The sequence below is a fragment of the Candidatus Magnetaquiglobus sp. genome (assembly GCF_058402785.1).
In genome coordinates this window covers 23,907-43,613 of record NZ_JBZVFG010000028.1, presented here as the reverse complement: position 1 = coordinate 43,613, position 19,707 = coordinate 23,907, and the positions used below count along the sequence as shown (strand labels likewise).

Here is a 19,707-nt window from a genome sequence, read left to right as displayed (position 1 = left end):
TTTGGATTGGTTGGCCCGTCACGGTCATTCCAGCCAGAAATCGTTGGCTGCCAGGGGGTCGAGGAGTCGTTGCGCCCCATCCGGGGCCAGGATCCTAGGCGCCCGGTCGATCTCTCCCCGTTCGTGGATCAGTCGGTCGATGGTGAGCAGGAGTCCCGTGAGCGCGCCATGGCGTTCGATGGCCTGTTTGGCGTAATGGGAGCAGTTGGGGTGCGAGGGACACCGATCGCCATCCACGCGACTTATCGTATGGGAATAGAGTCGCAAGGGGAAGAGCAGCCATTGGACGACCGGATCGGACTGGGCCCGTTTAACCTCGGGAAGGGGGTGGTATTCGAGGGGGTTCTCGTTGGCGTGGGCCGGGCTGGTGGCGCGGCAGAGGGCCAGGAGTGCCAGGATCGCGATTCCGGGGAGAGTCCCGCGAGCGGTTTGGGGCGGAAGGGCATGGGGGGGCATCGAAGACATGGCGACGACTCGTTCGGGGTGATTGTCGTGGAACGACCGTGACGCGGGAGGTTCCGAGACTCCATCATGCAAATTCGTGGCGCGACGTGCAAGATCTTCGTATCCAGAGGAGCGCGGCGATCTCAACATCTTGTAACATTTTGTGGGGATTTGAAAAACAATTCCATGTTGCGCGCCTTTCGTGTTAGAATGAAAAATGCCGAATTTGATTTGGATAAATGGGTGTTTATCGTGAATCGACCATCTCTTGTAACTTGACATGATGGGGGGATACCCCCTCACCCCTCGTACCATGGACCGCCCTTCGGGAGTTCCATGGTACGAGGCTGTTTGTTGATTCCCTGAATGGAATCGCCAAACCTGTCACGAAGCGGAAAAATCGATTCGTGCGTCTCAAATTGCCGCGCAATTTGGCGGGCCATGAATGGCCCGCGTCGGCTGTTTGGCAGGTGCAAACAGCCTCTAAGCTCTGTCGGGGGTCGCTCGTGGAGGTTGCATCCAACGGGGATCCTGTGACCGCGCTCTCCCTGGGGCTGCGCCCTGGATTGTCGGAGCTGGTCCAGGCCCATCTGCCCGGATTGACGCGCCGGATCATCGGCGAGGAGGTCGAGCGTCTGCGCGCCGAGGCCTTTTCCGTGCCCGTGGAGCCGGCCTTGCTGGCCGAGGCGTTGCGGCAGGCCTTCGAACCTCTGGTGGAACGGACCGCTCGCGAAACCGCCCGAATCATGTTGCGGGATATCCTTCCCGAAATGGCCGAACGCTTGGTCCGCGAAGAGATCGCGCGGATTGGCCAATCGGATTGATCGGTTACCCTGGGAACTCCCGAAGGGAGGTCCATGGTACGGGGGGTGAGGGGTTCTCCCCCCATCATGCAAGTTGGACCCTATCGTTCATGAACGCTTCGGAGAAATAGGACCATGGGTATGGTGAATCCCCGCCTGTCTGGAAAGAGCCTTCGCATGGCGCGCGCGTTGGGCGTGCCCAGTCTCTTGGCCCTGGCGTTGTTGCTGACTCCGTGTTCGGTTCTTGCGGCGGATCCCCCGGCCAAGGAGGCTCCGGCCAAGAAGGAAGCCGCCAAGGAGGCTCCGGCCAAGAAGGAAGCCGCCAAGGAGGTCCCGGCCAAGAAGGAAGCCGCCAAGGATGCTCCGGCCAGGGATGCGGCGGTTGAGGCGCTGCGCGCGGCCTCCGAGGCCGAGGCCAGGAAGGATCCCAAGGCGGTGGAGTTGTTCGTGAAGGCAGCGGGCCTGGCCGCCGAGGCCGGGCGTCAACCGGAGGTGGCGGTGGCCAACGAGGCGATCGTGCGTCTGCGCGAGGCGCTGCCGGCCAAATACGACGAGAAGTTGGCCAGCGTGGCCGGTTTCGCTCCAGAGAAGATGATCGCCGCCCGTGCCTGGTCCGCCTTGAACCAGGAGGCTGCGGCGCTGATGGCGCGCGGCGATGCCAACGGCGCCCTGGAGAGGGCCGGCAAATCGGTGGAGATGGCCAAGAGCGAGTTCGGGGAGAAGCACTATACCGGGCTGGTGGCGTTGCGCGAGCGGGCGCTGTTGTTGTTCCAGATGGGGGTGGCCCCGGATGCCGCCGCCGGACTGGAAGCCGCCCATGCCCTGGGGGTGGAGATCCTGGGCGCCGATCATCCGGAAACCCTCAAGCTGCTCGGTCAGCAGGCCGACCTGCACGAGGCCGTCGGCAACATGGCCAAGGCGCTGGGGATCCGCGCGGCGGTGGTCAAGGGGTGGAGCGAGGCGGTCGGCGCGGATCATCCGGTGACCCTGGACAACGGTTTGGCCCTGGCGCGTCTGCACCTGAATGTCGGGGACGTGGCGTCGGCCCACAAGATTCTGACCGGCGCGCGTCCCTTGTATGAGAAGGCGTTGGGGGTCAACCATCCGCGTCTGGCCGACTGTCTGACCCTGACCGCCGCCACGCTGGCCCGCCAGGGGGATCTCAAGGGGGCCTTGGCGCTCTACGACCAGGCGGCGGGGATCCATCGGGTGGCGCTTCTGCCCACGGCTCCGAGCGCCTTGAGCGCCCGTGTCGAGGCCGCGGAGTTGATTCGCAAGGAGGGTCGGTTCGACGAGGCCCGCAAGAGTCTGGAAGAGGTGATCGAACTGGCGAAACAGGATCCGGCGGGGCAACAGGCGCTGCTCGATGCCCTGGGGGCGTTGGCGTCGGTGCATGAGGACGCCGCGGAGTACGACAAGGCGGAACCTCTGATCCTGGAGGTCTTGAAGGGCGAGGAGGCGCTTCTGGGGGTCGAGCATCCCAATTTGTTGGCCACCCGGAACCGTCTGGCCGGGGTCTACCGCCGCCAGGGGCGGCTGGCCGAGGCCGAAAAGCTCTACGCCAAGGTTCTGGACGGCTACCGCAAGATCGTGGGCACCGAGCATCAGGCCTCGATCAACGTGATGAACAATCTCGGACTGGTGCTCGAGAACGAGGGGCTTTTCGACGAGGCCGAACCGTTGTTGCGCGCGGCGGTGATGGGTTCGAAGAAGGTCGCGGGGGAGGATCATCCCGAAACCCTGGCCACGCTGAACAATCTGGCCCTTCTGCACGAGAGCCAGGGCAACTTCGAGAAGGCCGAACCCCTGTATCGCCAGGCGATCGTCTCTTCCGCCAAGACGCTCGGGGAGAAGCATCCGGACAGCGTGGCCTTCGTGAACAACCTGGCCTATCTGATGATGCTGCAACAGAACCACAAGGAGGCCGGACCGCTCTTCGAGAAGGTGTTGGCCCAGTGGAGCGAGCTGTTCGGCGAGGGACATCAAAAGACCTTGAAGGCGATGAACAACCTGGCGCGGGTCAAGCACAAGCTCGGCGCCAGGGAGGAGGCGGAAGCGCTTTTCAAGAAGACGCTGGCCAAGCGTCAGGAGGTGCTCGGACCCAGACACATGGACGTGGTGCGATCCATGCGCGACCTGGGCGCCCTGTATCTGGACATGGGACGCCTCAAGGAGGCCGAGGAGTTGTTGCGCGGCGCGTTGCAACTGGGCGAGGAGGTGCTCGGCAAGCAGCATCCGTACACCTTCGAGGCGCTCAATGCCCTGGCCGACGTGCTGGAAGCCAAGAAGGACGAACCCTCCCTCAAGGAGGCCTTCACGGTGCGGCGCGAGGGGTTCGACCGGCGCACCGGGTTCTTGAACCGCATGCTGTGGGCCACGGGTGACAACGCCCGCGAGGGGTACATCCGTCTGCATCGCGAGGAGCTGAACACCTTCCTGAACCTGGTCACCCGTCAGGATGCCAAGGTGGGTGGCAGGGAGTTGATGGACATCGGCATGCAGCGCAAGGGGATGCTGCTCAAGGTGACCGCCGAGATGCGTCAGGTGGTGCAGTTGTCGAAGAATTCCCAGCTCGAGGCGATCGGTCGGCGTTTGACCGCAGCGCGCAAGAAGTTGGCCGCCCTGACCCTTTCCGGTCCCACCCCCGAGACCAAGGATAACCATCTCAAGACCCTTCACGAACTCGAGGATAGCGTCGATCGGCTGCAACTCGAGCTGGGACGGGCCAGCAAGCGGTTCCGGCGTTCGGTGGACGCGGTGACGGTGGACAAACTGGTGGCCCATCTGCCCGAGGACGCGGTGCTGGTCGATTTTCTGATCTACGGCGATCAGGGCAAGAGCCGTCTCGTGGCCGGTGTGCTGCGGCGCGAGAAAGATGGCCCGGTCTTCGACATGATCCCCTACGACACCGACATGGAGACGATGCAAAAGGCGATCGTCGCCTATCGCACCTCGATCCAGGAAGAGGGTATCGAGGACGAGGAGTTGATCAAGGCCGGTCAGGAGACCTACGATCTGATCTGGGCGCCGCTCAAGAAGGCCCTCGGCGGTCGGGAGAAGGTCTATGTGGTGCCGGACGGGATGTTGAACATTCTCCCCTTCAACGCGCTGGCCGATGAGGATGGGAACTGGCTGGCCAAGACCCTGGATCTGCACATCCTCACTTCGAGCCGGGATCTGATCCCCTCGGAGATTCCGGCGGCCAAGGGTGGGTTGTTGATTCTGGCCGGACCGGATTACAACTCCGACAAGGTGGTGGAACGCGAGGTGATCGCCGAGATCGCCGGCAAGCGGTCGGCTGCCTCCGGCGAGGTCAAGGAGGGGATGCGCGCCTTCTCGAGCGGCATGCGCGGATTGCATTTCGATCCCCTGCCCGGCGCCGAAAAGGAGGGCAAGCTGATCATCAGCCAGGCCAAGGGGGTGGACGAAAAGAAGGAAAGTCGGATCTACCTTCAGAACGACGCCCAGGAGAAGGTGGTTCAGTCGATCGAGGAGCCGCCGGAGATGCTGCATGTGGCCACCCACGGCTTCTTTTTGAAGCCGGACGACAGCCTGCGCAAGCGTCTGCTCAAGATGCAGCGCGGCGGCGAGGTGCCTTTGCCGCCTCCGGGGGACAACCCGTTGCTGCGTTCTGGTCTTGCTTTTGCAGGCATCAACGGAAATGCCACTTATCTGGGTGAGATCGATACCCGAAATGATGGGGTATTGACCGCGCTCGAGGTGTTGGGGCTGGATCTCACCGGCACCCGGCTGACGGTGCTTTCCGCCTGCGAAACCGGTCTGGGCGAGATTCACGAGGGCGAGGGTGTGTATGGTCTGCGTCGCGCCTTCCAGGAGGCGGGTTCCGAAGCGGTGATCGCCTCGTTGTGGGAGGTGAGCGACGCGGGAACCCAGGCGTTGATGACCGGGCTTTACAAGCGCATGTTGCAGGGCATGAGCGCCCATGACGCGCTGCGCGAGTCGCGTCTGGAGATGATCAACTCCCAGGAGTGGTCCTATCCGTATGTCTGGTCGGCTTTCATGCTGGTGGGGAAATAGGGGTTGACGATCATCGAATCGCCACGACGCCATCGGCCTCTTGTCGGTGGTTGAACGAGAAATATCGGGCTGAAGGACCAACCGGGCATTCAATCTGGTGGGTAAACCGTAAGGAGAGAGCAGATCATGGCCAAGCGCATCGAAATGACCCCGTTTCGTCCCCTGGAGATCTTTTCGCACACCCTGCAACGGGCGCAGGAGGGGGTGCGGGTCGATGTTCCGGGCGATGAGATGTTGCTCAGGGCCGAATACATCCGCCATGGTCAGGATCTGCTGCTGCGTGGCACCGGCGAGCACGCCGGACAGACGATCCTGGTTCCTGGATATTTCCTGCTGGCCACCCCGCCGGATCTCTACACCGCCGAAGGGGCGCGCATCACCGGCGACCTGGCGGTTCGTCTGGCCGGTCCGGTGGCTCCCGGCCTCTACGCCGAGGTGGCCCCAGGCGCGAGCCAGACCGGCATCGGCACGGTGGATACGGTCTCCGGCGAGGCATCCATCATGCGCGGTGGGGTGAAGATTCCGGTCACCCAGAGCATGGCCCTGATGGAAGGGGATATTGTCCAGACCGGTGAGAAGGGGGCCGTCGGTCTGATCTACGCGGATAAATCCACCGTCGCCCTGGGCGACAACGGTCGTCTGGTGATCGAGAAGATGGAGTTCGATCCCGCCGCCGGAACCGGTAAATCCTCGACCAACGTGGTGCAGGGTGTCTTCACCTTCACCAGCGGCGCGGTCGCCAAGATGGGACCGAACAACATGGTCTTCAAGACCCCGGTGGCCGAGATCGGCATCCGGGGCACCACGGTGGCCGGTCAGGCCCAGGCCGAGGGCAAGGAGAACACCATCACCCTGTTGCAGGATGCCGATGGTGGCGTGGGTCAGATCTCGGTCACCAACGCGGCGGGCACCCAACTGCTCAATCAAATCAACCAGACCACCGCGATCAAGAGCTTCAACGTGGCGCCGCCCCAGCCGTTCATCATGCCCGCCAACCAGGTCGCGCAACGGTACGGTTCGGCCACCAAGGCCCTGCCGCCGCCGCAGCAGATCCCGACCTTCAAGGGCGATCCGCGCCACGCCCAGGATGCCAAGAAGGGGGGCGACAAGAAGGAGGGCGACAAGAAGGAAGGCGACAAGAAGGAAGGCGAGGGCGAGAAGAAGGAAGGCGACAAGAAGGAAGGCGAGGGCGAGAAGAAGGAAGGCGACAAGAAGGAAGGCGAGGGCAAGGAAAAAGAAGGCGACAAGAAGGAGGGCGAAAAGAAGGAAGGCGAGGCCGAGAAGAAGGAAGGCGAGGCCGAGAAGAAGGATGCCGAGAAAAAGGATGTCGAAGCCAAGGTCGCCGCCGACACCAAGGAGAGCACCCCCAAGACGAGCGCCGAGGCTGCCCAGGATGTCAAGGCTGCCCAGGATGTCAAGGCTGCCCAGGTGATCGCCCAGATCTTCGGTGCGCAAAAGGATACCACGCTGGTCGGCAACTCCCTGCCTCTGGCCAACCCCGAGGTGAGTTCCTCCGCGCTGCAAAAGGATCTCGCGGACAAGGGGATCGCCTCTTCCAGTGGCAAAAGCATCGAGTTGCTCGTCAGCCAGACTGCCAAGACCGGAAGCGATATCCTCTCGAACAGCGTCACCAATATGCTGACGGACAGCACCAAGGCGATTCTGAACTCCAGTGACCTCACCCAGGTCGTCAGCCAGGGTACCAAGTCGCTGACAAGCTCCTCGCAGACCGATATTCTCAAGACGGTCACGCAAACGCAAACGGTGGTTGTCGAAACCAACACCACCACGACCACGACTCCGGTCGTGACGGCCCGCTCTTTCAAAGTCGCGGACGATTATCTGGTCGGCGCACGGGTCTATGTGGACGCCAATGGGGACGGCCTGGCCCAGACCGGTGAATTCGTCGGTCTGACCGGCGCGGGTGGCGCGATCAGCTTCACCAGCACGTTGCAGGGAGACCTCATCGTCGAGGGTGGCACGGAGGAGAAGACCGGCGTTGCCAACACCATGATCCTCAAGGCGCCCGTCGGCGCGTTGATCGTCAATCCGCTCACCACGCTGGTGCAGGAGTATCTGGAGCGGCATGAAAATGCCACTCTGGCGGACGCCAAGGCGGTGATCCGGAGCACCTTCGGGCTGTCGGATGTCGATCTGGCCACCTTCGATCCCCTGGCCAACCCGACCAGCAGCGCCGCTCTCGCCATGCAGAAGGCGATCACCCAGATCGGCACGATCATGCACTATGTCAAGCCCGGCAAGTTCGCGGATGCCATGGGTGCGTTGATGGGGACGATCGAGGCGCACGGTTCGGGTCATCTGGATCTGGGGGACAGCGCGACCCTGGCGAATCTGTTGAACTCCGGGGGGTTGATCGATCCCAACGATCTGACCAAGATCGTCGCGATCAACGACAAGATCAAGTCCGCCGCTTCCATGGACGGGTTGGGCAACGAGGCGCCGACCGGCCTGGTGACGATTGCCGGCAGCGCCATGGAGGATGCGACCCTCACCGTCTCCAACACCTTGAGCGATGCCGACGGCATAACGGGCGACATCACCTATCAATGGCTGGCCGATGGAGTGGTCATTTCGGGCGCGACCACCAATCAGTTCACCCTGACCCAGAATCAGGTGGGCAAGGCGATCACGGTCAAGGCGAGCTACACCGACGATCGCGGCAAGGTCGAAACCAAGGCCAGTGCCGCCACCGAGAAGGTGGCCAATGTCAACGATCCGTCCATGGGCACGGTCTATTTGAAGGATTACGCCACCCAGGGGACCATCGGCAACCAGACCGTCGTCAAGGAGGGGCAGACGTTGCAGGCTGCGGTTTCCGTCCTGGCCGACGAGGACGGGGTGGGAACGCTGCACTACCAGTGGTTCTCCGATGGCCATGCGATCGCCAACGCCACGGGCTCCGCCTTCACCTTGCGCGAGGCCGATGTGGGCCGGAAGATCTCGGTGCAGGTGAGCTTCCACGATGGGTACAACCATGAGGAGATCTTGCCGGTTTCCGCCGAAACGCGCACCGTGGCCTCCTTGAATCCGAATCTCAACGGCAAGGTGTCGATCGTTCAGACCACGCCGCAGTATGCCTCGGAGGTCGAGGACGTCAGCTCCGAGTGGTCGATCAGCCTCTGGTCCGCGAAGCAGGCCCTGGGCGCGCCGGACACCACCGCCTATGGCGACTTTTCCACCGCCTGGGCGCCGGGTCGCATGAACTCCCAGGATGAAGAGTACCTTTCGGTGCTCTTCGACACCCCGGTGCATGCCAACGGCGTGACCATTCACGAAACCTGGGGCAATGGCTTCGTCCTGGCCATCGATCTGCTGGATCTCCAGGGGGAGTGGCATCAGGTCTGGACCGGTCTGGACACCAGCCAACCGGGTGAGGTGGCCGAGTTCGATGTGGCGTGGCAGACCACCGAGTATGCGGTGAATGGCTTGCGGGTGCATGTCGATACCGAACACGACATGGCGACCTACGAGGCCATCGACGCCATCGAACTGCATGGCGGCGTATCCACCTTCCAGACCCTGACCGCGCACATCGACGACGCGGACGAGGTTTACGGCAACGTCAGCTATCAATGGTATGCCGACGGCAGCGCGATCGCGGGGGCCACGGGTCAGAACTTCACCGTGCGCCAGGCCGATCTGGGCAAGGCGATCACGGTGCGCGCCAGCTATCTGGATGGGGAGAACAACGCCGAGAATCCGCTCAGCGCGTCCACGTCGGTGGTGGTCGCCGGCGAGAACCAGAACCCGGTGATCACCAACGCCTCGTATGTCACGGTCAACGAGAACGCCGCGAGTTATGTGTTGACCGCCCAGGGCACGGATCCGGAAGGGGGAACGCTCACCTGGTCGTTGTCGGGCGTGGATGCGGGGCTGTTTGATCTGAATGCCTCGGGTGTGCTGTCGTTCAAGGTGGTGCCGGACTATGAGCATCCGGCTGATGGCGATCACAACAACACCTATCAGATCACCCTGACCGCCACGGACAATCAGGGTGCGGAGACCACCCGGTCGATCGACGTGTATGTGGCCAATCTCAGCGACACCCCCAACAGCACCTTGACCATTCTCGAACTCACCCAGCATGCCAGCGCGGTTGAGGGAAAAAGCAGTCAGTACTCCTCCATCAGTTGGAGTGCCGAGCAGGTATTGGGATTGCCCAATACGTTTGATTATGGGGACATCACCACCTCCTGGGCTCCTGCCGGCATGAACGGCAACGACGAGTACCTGTGGGTGTCGTTCGATACCCCCGTGCATGCCACCGGGGCCACGATCCGCGAGACCTGGGGCAACGGATTCGTTACCGGGATCGATTTGCAGGATACGGATGGCATTTGGCATTACGATGTCTGGACCGGCACGGATCCGAGTCTGCCGGGCAGCCCGGTCGATTTCACCGTGCATTGGAATGCCACCGAGTATCTGGTTCAGGCGCTCAACGTGCATGTGGATACCGATCATGACCAGTCCGCCTGGGAGGAGATCGACTCGATCCAGTTGCACTCCGCGCCGCTCGTGGGGCAGACCCTGACGACGCAGTTGCGCGACGCGAATGGCACGCCGAGCGGCGTGCAATACCAGTGGTATGCGGATGGCGTGGCCATCGCCGGGGCCAATGGCGCGACTTTCGAGGTGGCCTCGGCCCAGGCGGGCAAGGCGATCACGGTCCAGGCGACCTATACCGAGAGTGGCGGGATCCATTCGGTCGCGACCAGCGTGGGCACCTCGCCGGTGACGAACGTCACCGGTACGTTCACGGCCAACAATCTGAATCTGGCTGAGAGCTTCACCGAGGACGACGAATCGGTGGTCTTGAACGACATCGTGATCACCGATGCCGATCCGCTCGCGACCTTCACCGCCACCCTGACCCTCTCCGACTCGCGCGCCGGGTCGTTGGGCACCGGCACGATCCACGGTGTCACCTCGCATTTCAACGGTCTGACCTGGATGGTCACCGGCGATGCGGCGACGGTGAATGCCCATCTGGCCGAGGTCGAATATCTGCCGGCGAACAACTGGAATGAAAGCTTTTCCATTGTGACCTCGGTTTCGAACGATCTGGGTTTTCTGGCGACCGGTTCCAAGGCGATTGCCGGAACCGCGCTCGATGATCTGCCAGTCGTCACCAATCTCGGCGCCTCGGTGGGCCTGGGATCGAATGCGACCGTGTTCGATCTGCCGAATCTGTTCATCACCGATCTCGACAACACCAGCGTGACGGTGACCTTGACCCTGCCGGGCAGCGTGACCGGCACCTTCTCCACCGCCACCGCCGGAACCGGGGCGACCGCCGTCACCTCGACCTTTGCGGATGGTGTCTGGAGCGCGAGCGGTGACATCGCCCATGTCAACACCCTGTTGGCCGGGGTCGCCCTCACCCTGAGCAGCGCGCCCAACACCGACACCACCCTTCCCATCGCCGTGTCGGTGAACGATGGCCAGGTCACGGGATCGCTCTATCTGCGCGGCGCGATCATCGGCACCTATCACGACGATCGGCTGGAAGCCCCGGATGGCACGGGGTGGGTGTTGCGTGGCATGGACGGGAACGACACCCTGATCGGCGCCAGCGGCAACGATACCCTGGAGGGCGACTACGGCAACGATATCCTGGATGGTGGCGCCGGGACGGATATCTTGCGGGGTGGGTACTCCGGTTCGACCCCTTCGAGTTCGGATTACGGTCGCGATCTGTTCGTGATCGGGCCAAGCAGCGAGGGCGCGGATCTGGCCAAGGCGGACACGATCCAGGATTTTCACCACACCGATTCCTGGTCCGAATGGTCGAGCATCGGCTGGAATGGTGGCGACCGGATCGGTTTGAAGGGAACTCTGAACTTCAACGACATCGGTTGGGAGCAGGGTTCCGGAATTTACGCGCAAGATACGATCATCCATCTCACGGCCAACCACGATCCGTTGGCGATTCTCAAGGGTGTGTCGGCCTCCAACCTGACCGCGCAACACTTCGTCCACATGAGCGCCACCGAGCGGACCCTGACCGGCACGGCGGGCAACGACGGACTGGTGGGCGGCATGGGGAACGACACCATCAGCAGCACCGGAGGCAGCGATACCATTCAGGGCGGCGGCGGAAACGACCGGATCGTGGTTTCCGGCAAGAGCGGCACGTTCGTGGATCGCATCGATGGTGGCGACGGACAGGATACGCTTGCCATCCAATATGGCACGATCCAGGGCATCGACGATTTCGTCACCCGTGGCTTGACCAACGGGACCCATGCCTGGACCGATGCCAGTGGCGGCCAGTTGGTTTTCAAGGATATCGAAACCGTTGAATTCGCGGATGCCAGCTACCATCTGGTGATGAGCAACCCGAATTATGATGTGAGCTATCTGTTTGGCGGGTACTATTTTTACTCGACGGACACGATGGAGGTGCGTTTGTTCGAGGGTCCGGACAATGGCTACGACAACAATGTCGTGGATGCCTCCATGCTCTTCGCGGGGGTGCCGGGTGGGGTCACGATCACCGGAACCGGTACGACCAACGATCTGATCGCGGGCACGATATTCGTGGATCGCATCGAAAGCGGCGGCGGCGATGATTATGTCCGCTCCGGTGGTGGCGCCGATACCGTGCTGTTGGGCGCGGGTCGGGATGTGCTCTATCTGGAGGGTGCGGCGCGTCACGAAACCCTGCTCGATGGTGGCGATGGCATCGACTGGCTCCACTTCGGGTTCAAGGACCAGATGATCCCGCAAACCTTCTCCCTGGCCCAGGCCAAGCTGAGCGGGCTGGTGGTGAATTTCGAGAACCTTTTCGGCGGGGATGGCATCGATCGTCTGAGTGGCGACGAGGGGGCCAACGAGATCCGTGGCGGTGGGGGTTCCGATCATCTGTACGGCGGGGCCGGAGACGATACCCTTGACGGCGATCAAGGACCGACCAGTTCGGGATCGAACTATCTGGATTATTACAATCTCTCCTATTGGGGGGTCGGCAGCGGCGACGACACCCTCGAGGGTGGTTTGGGCAACGATACCCTGACGGGCGGTTACGGGGCGGACACCTTCGTTGTCGGTTCGGATGTGATCCAGATCGTCAACGGCGTCACCACCATCGGCGGCACGGACACGATCAGCGATTTCGATGCCACGCAGGATGTCATCGATGTGCGTGATCTGTTGACCGGACTGGGTTACACCGGCACCCAGCCGATCACCGATGGCTGGTTGCAACTGGTGCAGTCGGGATCGAACGTTCTGGTGCAGGTGGATGTGAATGGCGCGACCCTGGGCGCCTTCGACGCCCCCAGCACCTACACCCTGTTCACGGTCAACAATGTCCAGACCACGGCGCTGGATGGTCGCATTCTCCCCGGCGTGGGCAATCAGACCCTGACCGGCGATTCCAGCAACAACACCTGGACCGGTGGCATCGGCAACGACCGGCTGGAGGGGCTGGATGGATCCGACCGGCTCACGGGTGGGTATGGGGATGATAGCCTGATCGGTGGCGACGGATACGATCACAGCTCTTACGGTGGCGGACTGTACGGTGGACCGGGCAACGATCAACTGTATGGCGGGAACGGCACGGATTCGCTGTATGGCGGTTCCGGCGACGATCTTTTGGATGGCGGTCAGGACGACGACTACTCGGATTACCTGAGTGGCGATGAAGGGAACGATACCCTGGTTGGCAAGGGGACGCTCACGGGTGGCGACGGGGATGATTATCTCCGTGGCAGTGGTTCGTTGTATGGTCAGAACGGCGATGACGAGCTGTATGGTTTGGCCACGAACGATGTCTTGTACGGCGGTGCGGGGTCGGACCTGTTGTTCGGGGGCGCGGGCAACGATACCTTCGTGATCGACGGTTCGGAGATCCGGTACGATTATTATTACGATGTCCAGGGCAACAGTCACACGCGTTATGTGCTGTTGGGCAGCGATCGGATCGTGGATTTCAATCCAGCCGAGGATACCCTCAATCTCGTCAATCTGTTGTTTTACACCCTTTCCTATTCCGGCAGCGATCCGTTTGGAGATGGTTGGCTTCTGGCCGAACAGGTGGGGAGCGATACCGTGATCCGGATCGATCTGACTCAGACCGGTCATGTAAGCGCCTCTTCCCAGATTCTCGTGACCCTGGAGGGGATACAGGTCGATGCGTTGATCACCGGGATCCAACCGGCTGGAATCGTCATCGATCGGACGATCCAGGGAACCCCCGCCAATGAAACCCTGAATGGCGGCGCGGGGCTTGATCATCTTCATGGTTCAAGCGGGGACGATATCTTGAATGGCAAGGCCGGTGATGACCATCTGGCCGGCGATTCCGGGAACGATACCCTGTGGGGGGATGATGGCAACGATACGCTGTCGGGTGGCTTTGGACGCGACACCCTGTATGGCGGCAACGGCAACGATACGCTGGATGGCGGTGGTCTGGACCTGGATGGCGATTATTACGACTTTGGGGGGTATTATTATTACGATCGTTTGCATGGCGACGCCGGCGATGACACCCTCACCGGTTTTGGCGAGATGTATGGCGGGGATGGCAACGATCATCTGACCGGTATGGGGCAGATGTGGGGTGGCGATGGGAACGATGTCATCTCCGGCAATGGATACCTGTATGGCGAGGAGGGGATCGATATCCTGACCGGTGGGTCTGGAGACGATTATTTGAGCGGTGGTGCCCGCTCCGACACCCTGACCGGTGGCGCGGGTTCGGATCTGTTCCTGTTCGACTACCACACCATCACCAGGGTCTGGAACGAAGATCTCGATCAATACGAGTTTCTGTCGGGAGACGCGGATCTCATCACCGACTTTTCCGCCGAGGACCACCTGGATTTTTCGGGCATGCTCAGCGAGGTCGGGTATTCAAACAGCTATTACAACTATTACTACAATACAGGTAACTACTATTACGGTTATTACTACAACAGCTACAGTGGTAATCCGTTTGGGGATGGCTGGCTGAAAGCCGAACAGGTCGGCAATGACGTGGTGATCCGGCTGGATACCACCGGGACGGGGAATTTCGGTGCCGGATCCATCGAGGTGGTCACGTTGCAGGGGATCACGGTGGCGATGCTGAACAACAACATCTTCCCCGGTGGTCCGGAGGTGGCGTTGGCGCTCGATGGCACGAACGGGAACGACACCCTGTTGGGCAATACCGGTGACGATACCCTGAATGGCTTCTCGGGCAACGATATCCTGGTGGGTGGTTTCGGAGACGATCATCTCTTCGGTGGTGCGAATCAGGATACCATCTACGGCGGTCCGGGCGATGATGAACTTTCCGGCGGGCTGGACGATGGCAGCACGAATTACCTGTACGGCGAGGCGGGCAACGACGCCCTGTCCGGTCGCGGCATGTTGTACGGTGGCCTGGGCGCCGACACGATCAACGGCGTGGGCACGCTCTACGGAGACGATGGTGACGGGGGTGGCGGTGCCGAGGATTGGGATATGATCACCGGCAGCGGCACTCTGTATGGTGAGGGCGGGGATGATATCCTGACCGGTCTGGGTGGGGATGATCAGTTGTTTGGCGGGAACGGCCTCGATACCCTGTTGGGTGGGGCTGGCAACGATCGGCTCAATGGGGGTGCCGGCGCGGACAACCTGACCGGTGGCGCGGGTGCCGACACGTTCGTGTTCGACTCCAGCGGCCTTGTCAGCGCCAATGGCGTGAAGGTGTCCAATGGCACGGATACGATCACCGATTTCGCCCTGGGCGACAAGCTCGATTTCACCTATGCGTTGTATCATGCCGGATATTCCGGTTCCAATCCGTTCGGCGACGGCTGGCTGGTGGCCACCGATGTGTCTGGCGATGTGGTGATCAACATGAAGGGCGGGGCAAGCTCCACCGGGTTTTCCACCCTGGTCATTCTGGAGAATGCCACCCTGGATCTGCTGTGGAACGCTGTCTCACCCGGCGGTCCGTCGGTCGCCCTTTCCATCGAGGGGAACGGGCTTGCCAACACCCTGTACGGCGGATCCTGGAACGATACCCTGTTCGGTCTGGCGGGGAACGATACCCTGATCGGCTATGCGGGCAACGACATCCTGCATGGCGGATCGGGCACGGACTACCTGTATGGGGATGTGGGTGACGATGTTCTGTATACCGGATCGTCGATAGCCGATGTTTTCTGGTATCAGGATTATGCTTACGGAGAGGGCGGCAACGACACTCTGTATGGGTGGAATCTGGATGGGACCATCGGCAGTGTGCAGGTTGGGTTGTATGGTGGGGACGGCGACGATGCTCTCTGGGGGATCGGTTCCCTCAACGGGGATGGCGGGAACGACACACTGATCGGTTCTTCCGGCACGTATGGCAGCCTCAACGGCGGCGATGGCAACGACCAGATTTCCGGTACGGGGGTTTTGCGGGGTGGCTATGGGGATGACATCCTCATCGGCCAGGACGGCGATGATGCGCTCCATTTTGGGGCCGGTATCGACACCCTGACGGGTGGAGCCGGCGCGGATACCTTCGTTCTGGATGAGAATCCGTTCACCGGATCCGGCGCGTCGAGCGTGGTGGATGGCATCGACACCATCACCGATTTTGGGGTGGGCGATACGATTGAGGTGTCGAACGCCCTGTATTCGGCTTGGTATTACGGCTCGGACCCGATTGCGGACGGGTGGTTGTATGCGGTTGAGGAGGGATCGAACACCCTGGTCTTGATCGATGTGGATGGGGGTGGCGACTCCTGGCAGACGCTGTTGAAGTTGCAGGGGGTTCAATTCGCGGATCTGGATCTTTCGGCGGTCCAATCCCGTGTGTTGAAGCATGTGGCTGGGGACGGCACGGAACTTGACAATGTTCTGACCGGAACGACCGGTGACGATACGGCGCATGGGGGGGGGCGCAACGATACCCTGTCCGGTGGCGATGGCAACGACACCCTGTATGGGGATTCGGGCAACGATACGCTCAACGGTCAGAGCGGCATGGATACGCTGTATGGCGGCTATGGCGCGGATATCCTCGATGGCGGGGATGGCAATGACCGGCTCGTCGGCTTCACCGACTTCACCACCTCCGACATCAATCTGGCGATCGGGGATGGCAATCGGGATACCCTGCGTGGTCAGGGTGGGGATGACGAGATGGTGGGTCTGGGCGACCTGCATGGCGGGGCAGGGAACGATGTCATCTTCGGTGGCGGCTATTTGAATGGTGACGAGGGCGACGATCAGATCACGGGCCTCGGCACCCTTGTCGGCGGTGCCGGAAACGATACCCTGACCGGCCTGGATGGGGATGATGCGCTTTCGGGTGGCGCCGGTTCGGACAACCTGACCGGCGGCTCGGGCGCGGATCTTTTCAAGCTCGATTCCGACAGCGTGATCATGGTCAATGGCGTCAAGAGCGTGGATGGCAGCGACATGATCCACGACTTTTCTCGCGCGGATGGGGATCGTCTGGATCTTTCGGGTGTTTTGTCGGCCATGGGGTATGCCGGCTCCGATCCCGTGGGCGACGGCTGGATTCAACTCACCGAGCAGGAGGTCGCGGGTTTTTCGGGACCGACGCGCACCGATTTGCAGATCCGTTTGGATGGCAATGGGGGCGGCGATGATTTCTCCACGGTGTTGGTGACCTTGAAGGGGGTGACGCTCTCCGCCTTCACCGGTTATGCCGGGACGAGCGGGGATGACGATGTGCATGGGACCTTCGCCCATGATTCCATGGCCGGTAACGAGGGGACGGACTATCTGTCCGGCGGTGGCGGGGACGATCAGGTGAGCGGTGGTGCCGGAAACGATTCGCTGTATGGTGAAGCCGGCGACGACAACCTCGATGGCGGCTTCGGCAACGACTACCTGGTGGGGGGTGCCGGGAATGATCGCTTGTCTGGCGGTGCCTGCACCAGCGGCGATACGTTGTATGGCGAGGATGGGGACGATTATCTGACCGGATACGGTTACCTGAACGGCGGCAATGGGAATGATGAACTCTCCGGCAGCGGTCAATTGTACGGCGATGCCGGCAACGACACGCTGATCGGGACCGGCACCCTGCATGGCGGTGAGGGAGACGATCATCTCACGGGTCTGGAAGGGAACGATCTTTTGTACGGCGATCGGGGATCGGACATCCTGACCGGCGGTGCGGGGGATGACACGTTCATCATCGACTACGATGTCCGATATTGGGATACCGTGTATCGCGTGGATGGCACGGATACCATCACCGATTTCTCTGCCGGGGACAAGCTGGATATTTCCGGGTTGTTGGGGTATTACGGCTATGGTTATTCTGGCCAGGATCCGATCGCCGAGGGTTGGATCCAGGTGAGCCGCGACGAGACCACCCAGGATGTGACGGTGAAGTTGGATACGACCGGATCGGGTGATTTCACCAACGCCATCACCCTGGTGGTTCTGCTCGATGCCAACCTCATCGATCTGACCAACGGCATGTTGCCAGCCGGTCCGGCGATTGCCCAGACGATCACGGGTGACAACGGCATGGATCGTTTGAACGGCGGCAGCGGCAACGACACGATTCACGGCCTGGGTGGAATCGATACCCTGTATGGCGGTGCCGGTGACGATATCATCCATGGAGGGTCGAACATCTACTACGGCTACTCCTACTATGAGAGCGAGAAACTCTACGGCGATGCCGGCAACGACACGCTGTATGGCGAGGAGGGGCAGGACGAACTGCGGGGCGGCACCGGCAACGACCATCTGTTTGGCGGCAACGACGGCAGTTGGGACTACCTGTATGGCGAGGCTGGCAACGACGAACTGGTGGGTCGCGGATCGCTTTATGGCGGCGAGGGTGACGACATCCTGAGCGGGTCCGGCTACCTGGAAGGTGGCAATGGCAACGATACGATCAGCGGCAGTGGTCGTCTGGAAGGTTCCGCGGGCAACGATATCCTGACCGGTCTGGAAGGCGACGACGTGTTTTATGGTGGCGCCGGGGATGACGTGATGACCGGTGGCGCGGGCGCGGATCGTTTCGTGTTTGACAGCGCGATCCTGGAATACACGGGCTATGCCAACGGTCGCTATCTCTATGCCTTGGCCGGCGCCAATCAAGTCGGGTATCAGGGGGATCGCATCCTTGATTTCCAGGCCGGTGACACGTTGGATTTTTCCAATCTTCTGTATTATATGGGCTACAGCTATTATACCACCAATCCCTTTGGCGATGGTTGGTTGCAAGCTGTGCAGAATGGTACGGATGTCGAGATCCATCTGGGTCCGATGGCCAAAGAGGGGGTATCCGGCTTTGGCGATCTGATCGTCACGCTGGAGGATGCCACGCTGGATCTGCTGATCGACGGTGTTCTGCCTGGCGGTTTGCAGATGACCTTCAGCCAAACCGCATTGGATAACGATTTTGAGGGTAACCAGTTCAACACCCGCTACCAGTGGGATCAGTCGGACGGCACCTTCGGCGGCATGGATGCGATTCGGGATGCCGGCGGGCAGGATCAACTGCTCTTTGGCAACCTGCATGACGTGGCGATCCGCGTGGCCCAGGCTTCCACCGATACCACGGGCAGCGATCCCTTGTCGGTGGATATCGATCATGGCGTGGTGGACACTCAAACCGGTGGGCTGGATCTGACCTTCGACACCCCGGAGTCTCACATCGCGCTGGCACGCGATATCGAGACGGTCGCGGCCACGGACGGGGCTTTGACCACCTCCTCCACAACGCCAGCGGTGGATCTGCATCCCGTGCTGGAAGGGACGGACGCGAAGAACATCGATGCCACCCATGCGGCCTATATCGTGGCCGGCAATGCCTTGAACAACGTGATCGATCTGAGTGGTTTGAGCGACGCCACGCGGACTTTGGTGTTCGGTGGCGATGGAAACGACAGCATCGTGGGGGCGAGCGGTTCGGATGCTCTGGTGGGTGGCAAGGGGAACGACATCCTGACCGGTGGCGCGGGCCAGGATATCCTGACCGGTGGCGATGGGGCGGATGGTTTCGTGTATGCCAATGCGGGCGAGGGATCGCTGACGTTTGCCCGGGCGGACATCATCACCGACTTCACGCCGTTGCAGGACAAGATCCTGCCTGGTGGCGGATTCAATCCTCAGGCCGGTTATGTGGAGCTTTCCTTCGAGGCCCATTCGTTGGCCGGTCTCCAGACCGCCATGGAGGGTGGCGTTCTGGATGCCCTGGCCAGGGATGCCGGTATCGCGGATGGAACAAACTATTTTGCTTTCCTGAGCTTTACCGATAAGGATGGTGGGGCCGAGAGTGGCAACTATCTGGTGTATGACACCGACGCCGCCACGAGCGGAAACATGACGGTGCTGGCGGAACTCGAGCATGTGAACGCCAACCATTTCGGACACGCGGATCTGGTTCATCCGGTCTGATTCGTTGAATGGTCCCTTGTCCGGCCAGGCGTTT

At 61.4% G+C, this 19,707-nt stretch carries 4 protein-coding genes; 3 read left to right on the top strand and 1 reads right to left on the bottom strand.

The window, feature by feature from the left end:
* Positions 1-24 precede the first annotated feature (24 nt).
* Positions 25-465: a membrane protein insertion efficiency factor YidD gene (gene yidD, locus ACV4UY_RS10535; protein WP_491607555.1), complete on the bottom strand. Its 441-nt coding sequence runs from the start codon at positions 463-465 to the stop codon at positions 25-27.
* 485 nt (positions 466-950) lie between these two features.
* Here yidD and ACV4UY_RS10530 point away from each other — a divergent pair, with 485 nt between their 5' ends.
* The 3 genes from ACV4UY_RS10530 (at position 951) to ACV4UY_RS10520 (ending at position 19,673) form a co-directional block, all read left to right on the top strand.
* Positions 951-1,268, top strand: a complete 318-nt coding sequence (locus ACV4UY_RS10530) for a hypothetical protein (RefSeq protein WP_491607554.1) — start codon at positions 951-953, stop codon at positions 1,266-1,268.
* Positions 1,269-1,424: 156 nt separating this feature from the next.
* Complete coding sequence (locus tag ACV4UY_RS10525; protein WP_491607553.1) at positions 1,425-5,285, top strand: CHAT domain-containing tetratricopeptide repeat protein; 3,861 nt, start codon at positions 1,425-1,427, stop codon at positions 5,283-5,285.
* A gap of 126 nt (positions 5,286-5,411) precedes the next feature.
* Positions 5,412-19,673: a type I secretion C-terminal target domain-containing protein gene (locus tag ACV4UY_RS10520; RefSeq protein WP_491607552.1), complete on the top strand. Its 14,262-nt coding sequence runs from the start codon at positions 5,412-5,414 to the stop codon at positions 19,671-19,673.
* Positions 19,674-19,707: the final 34 nt, after the last annotated feature.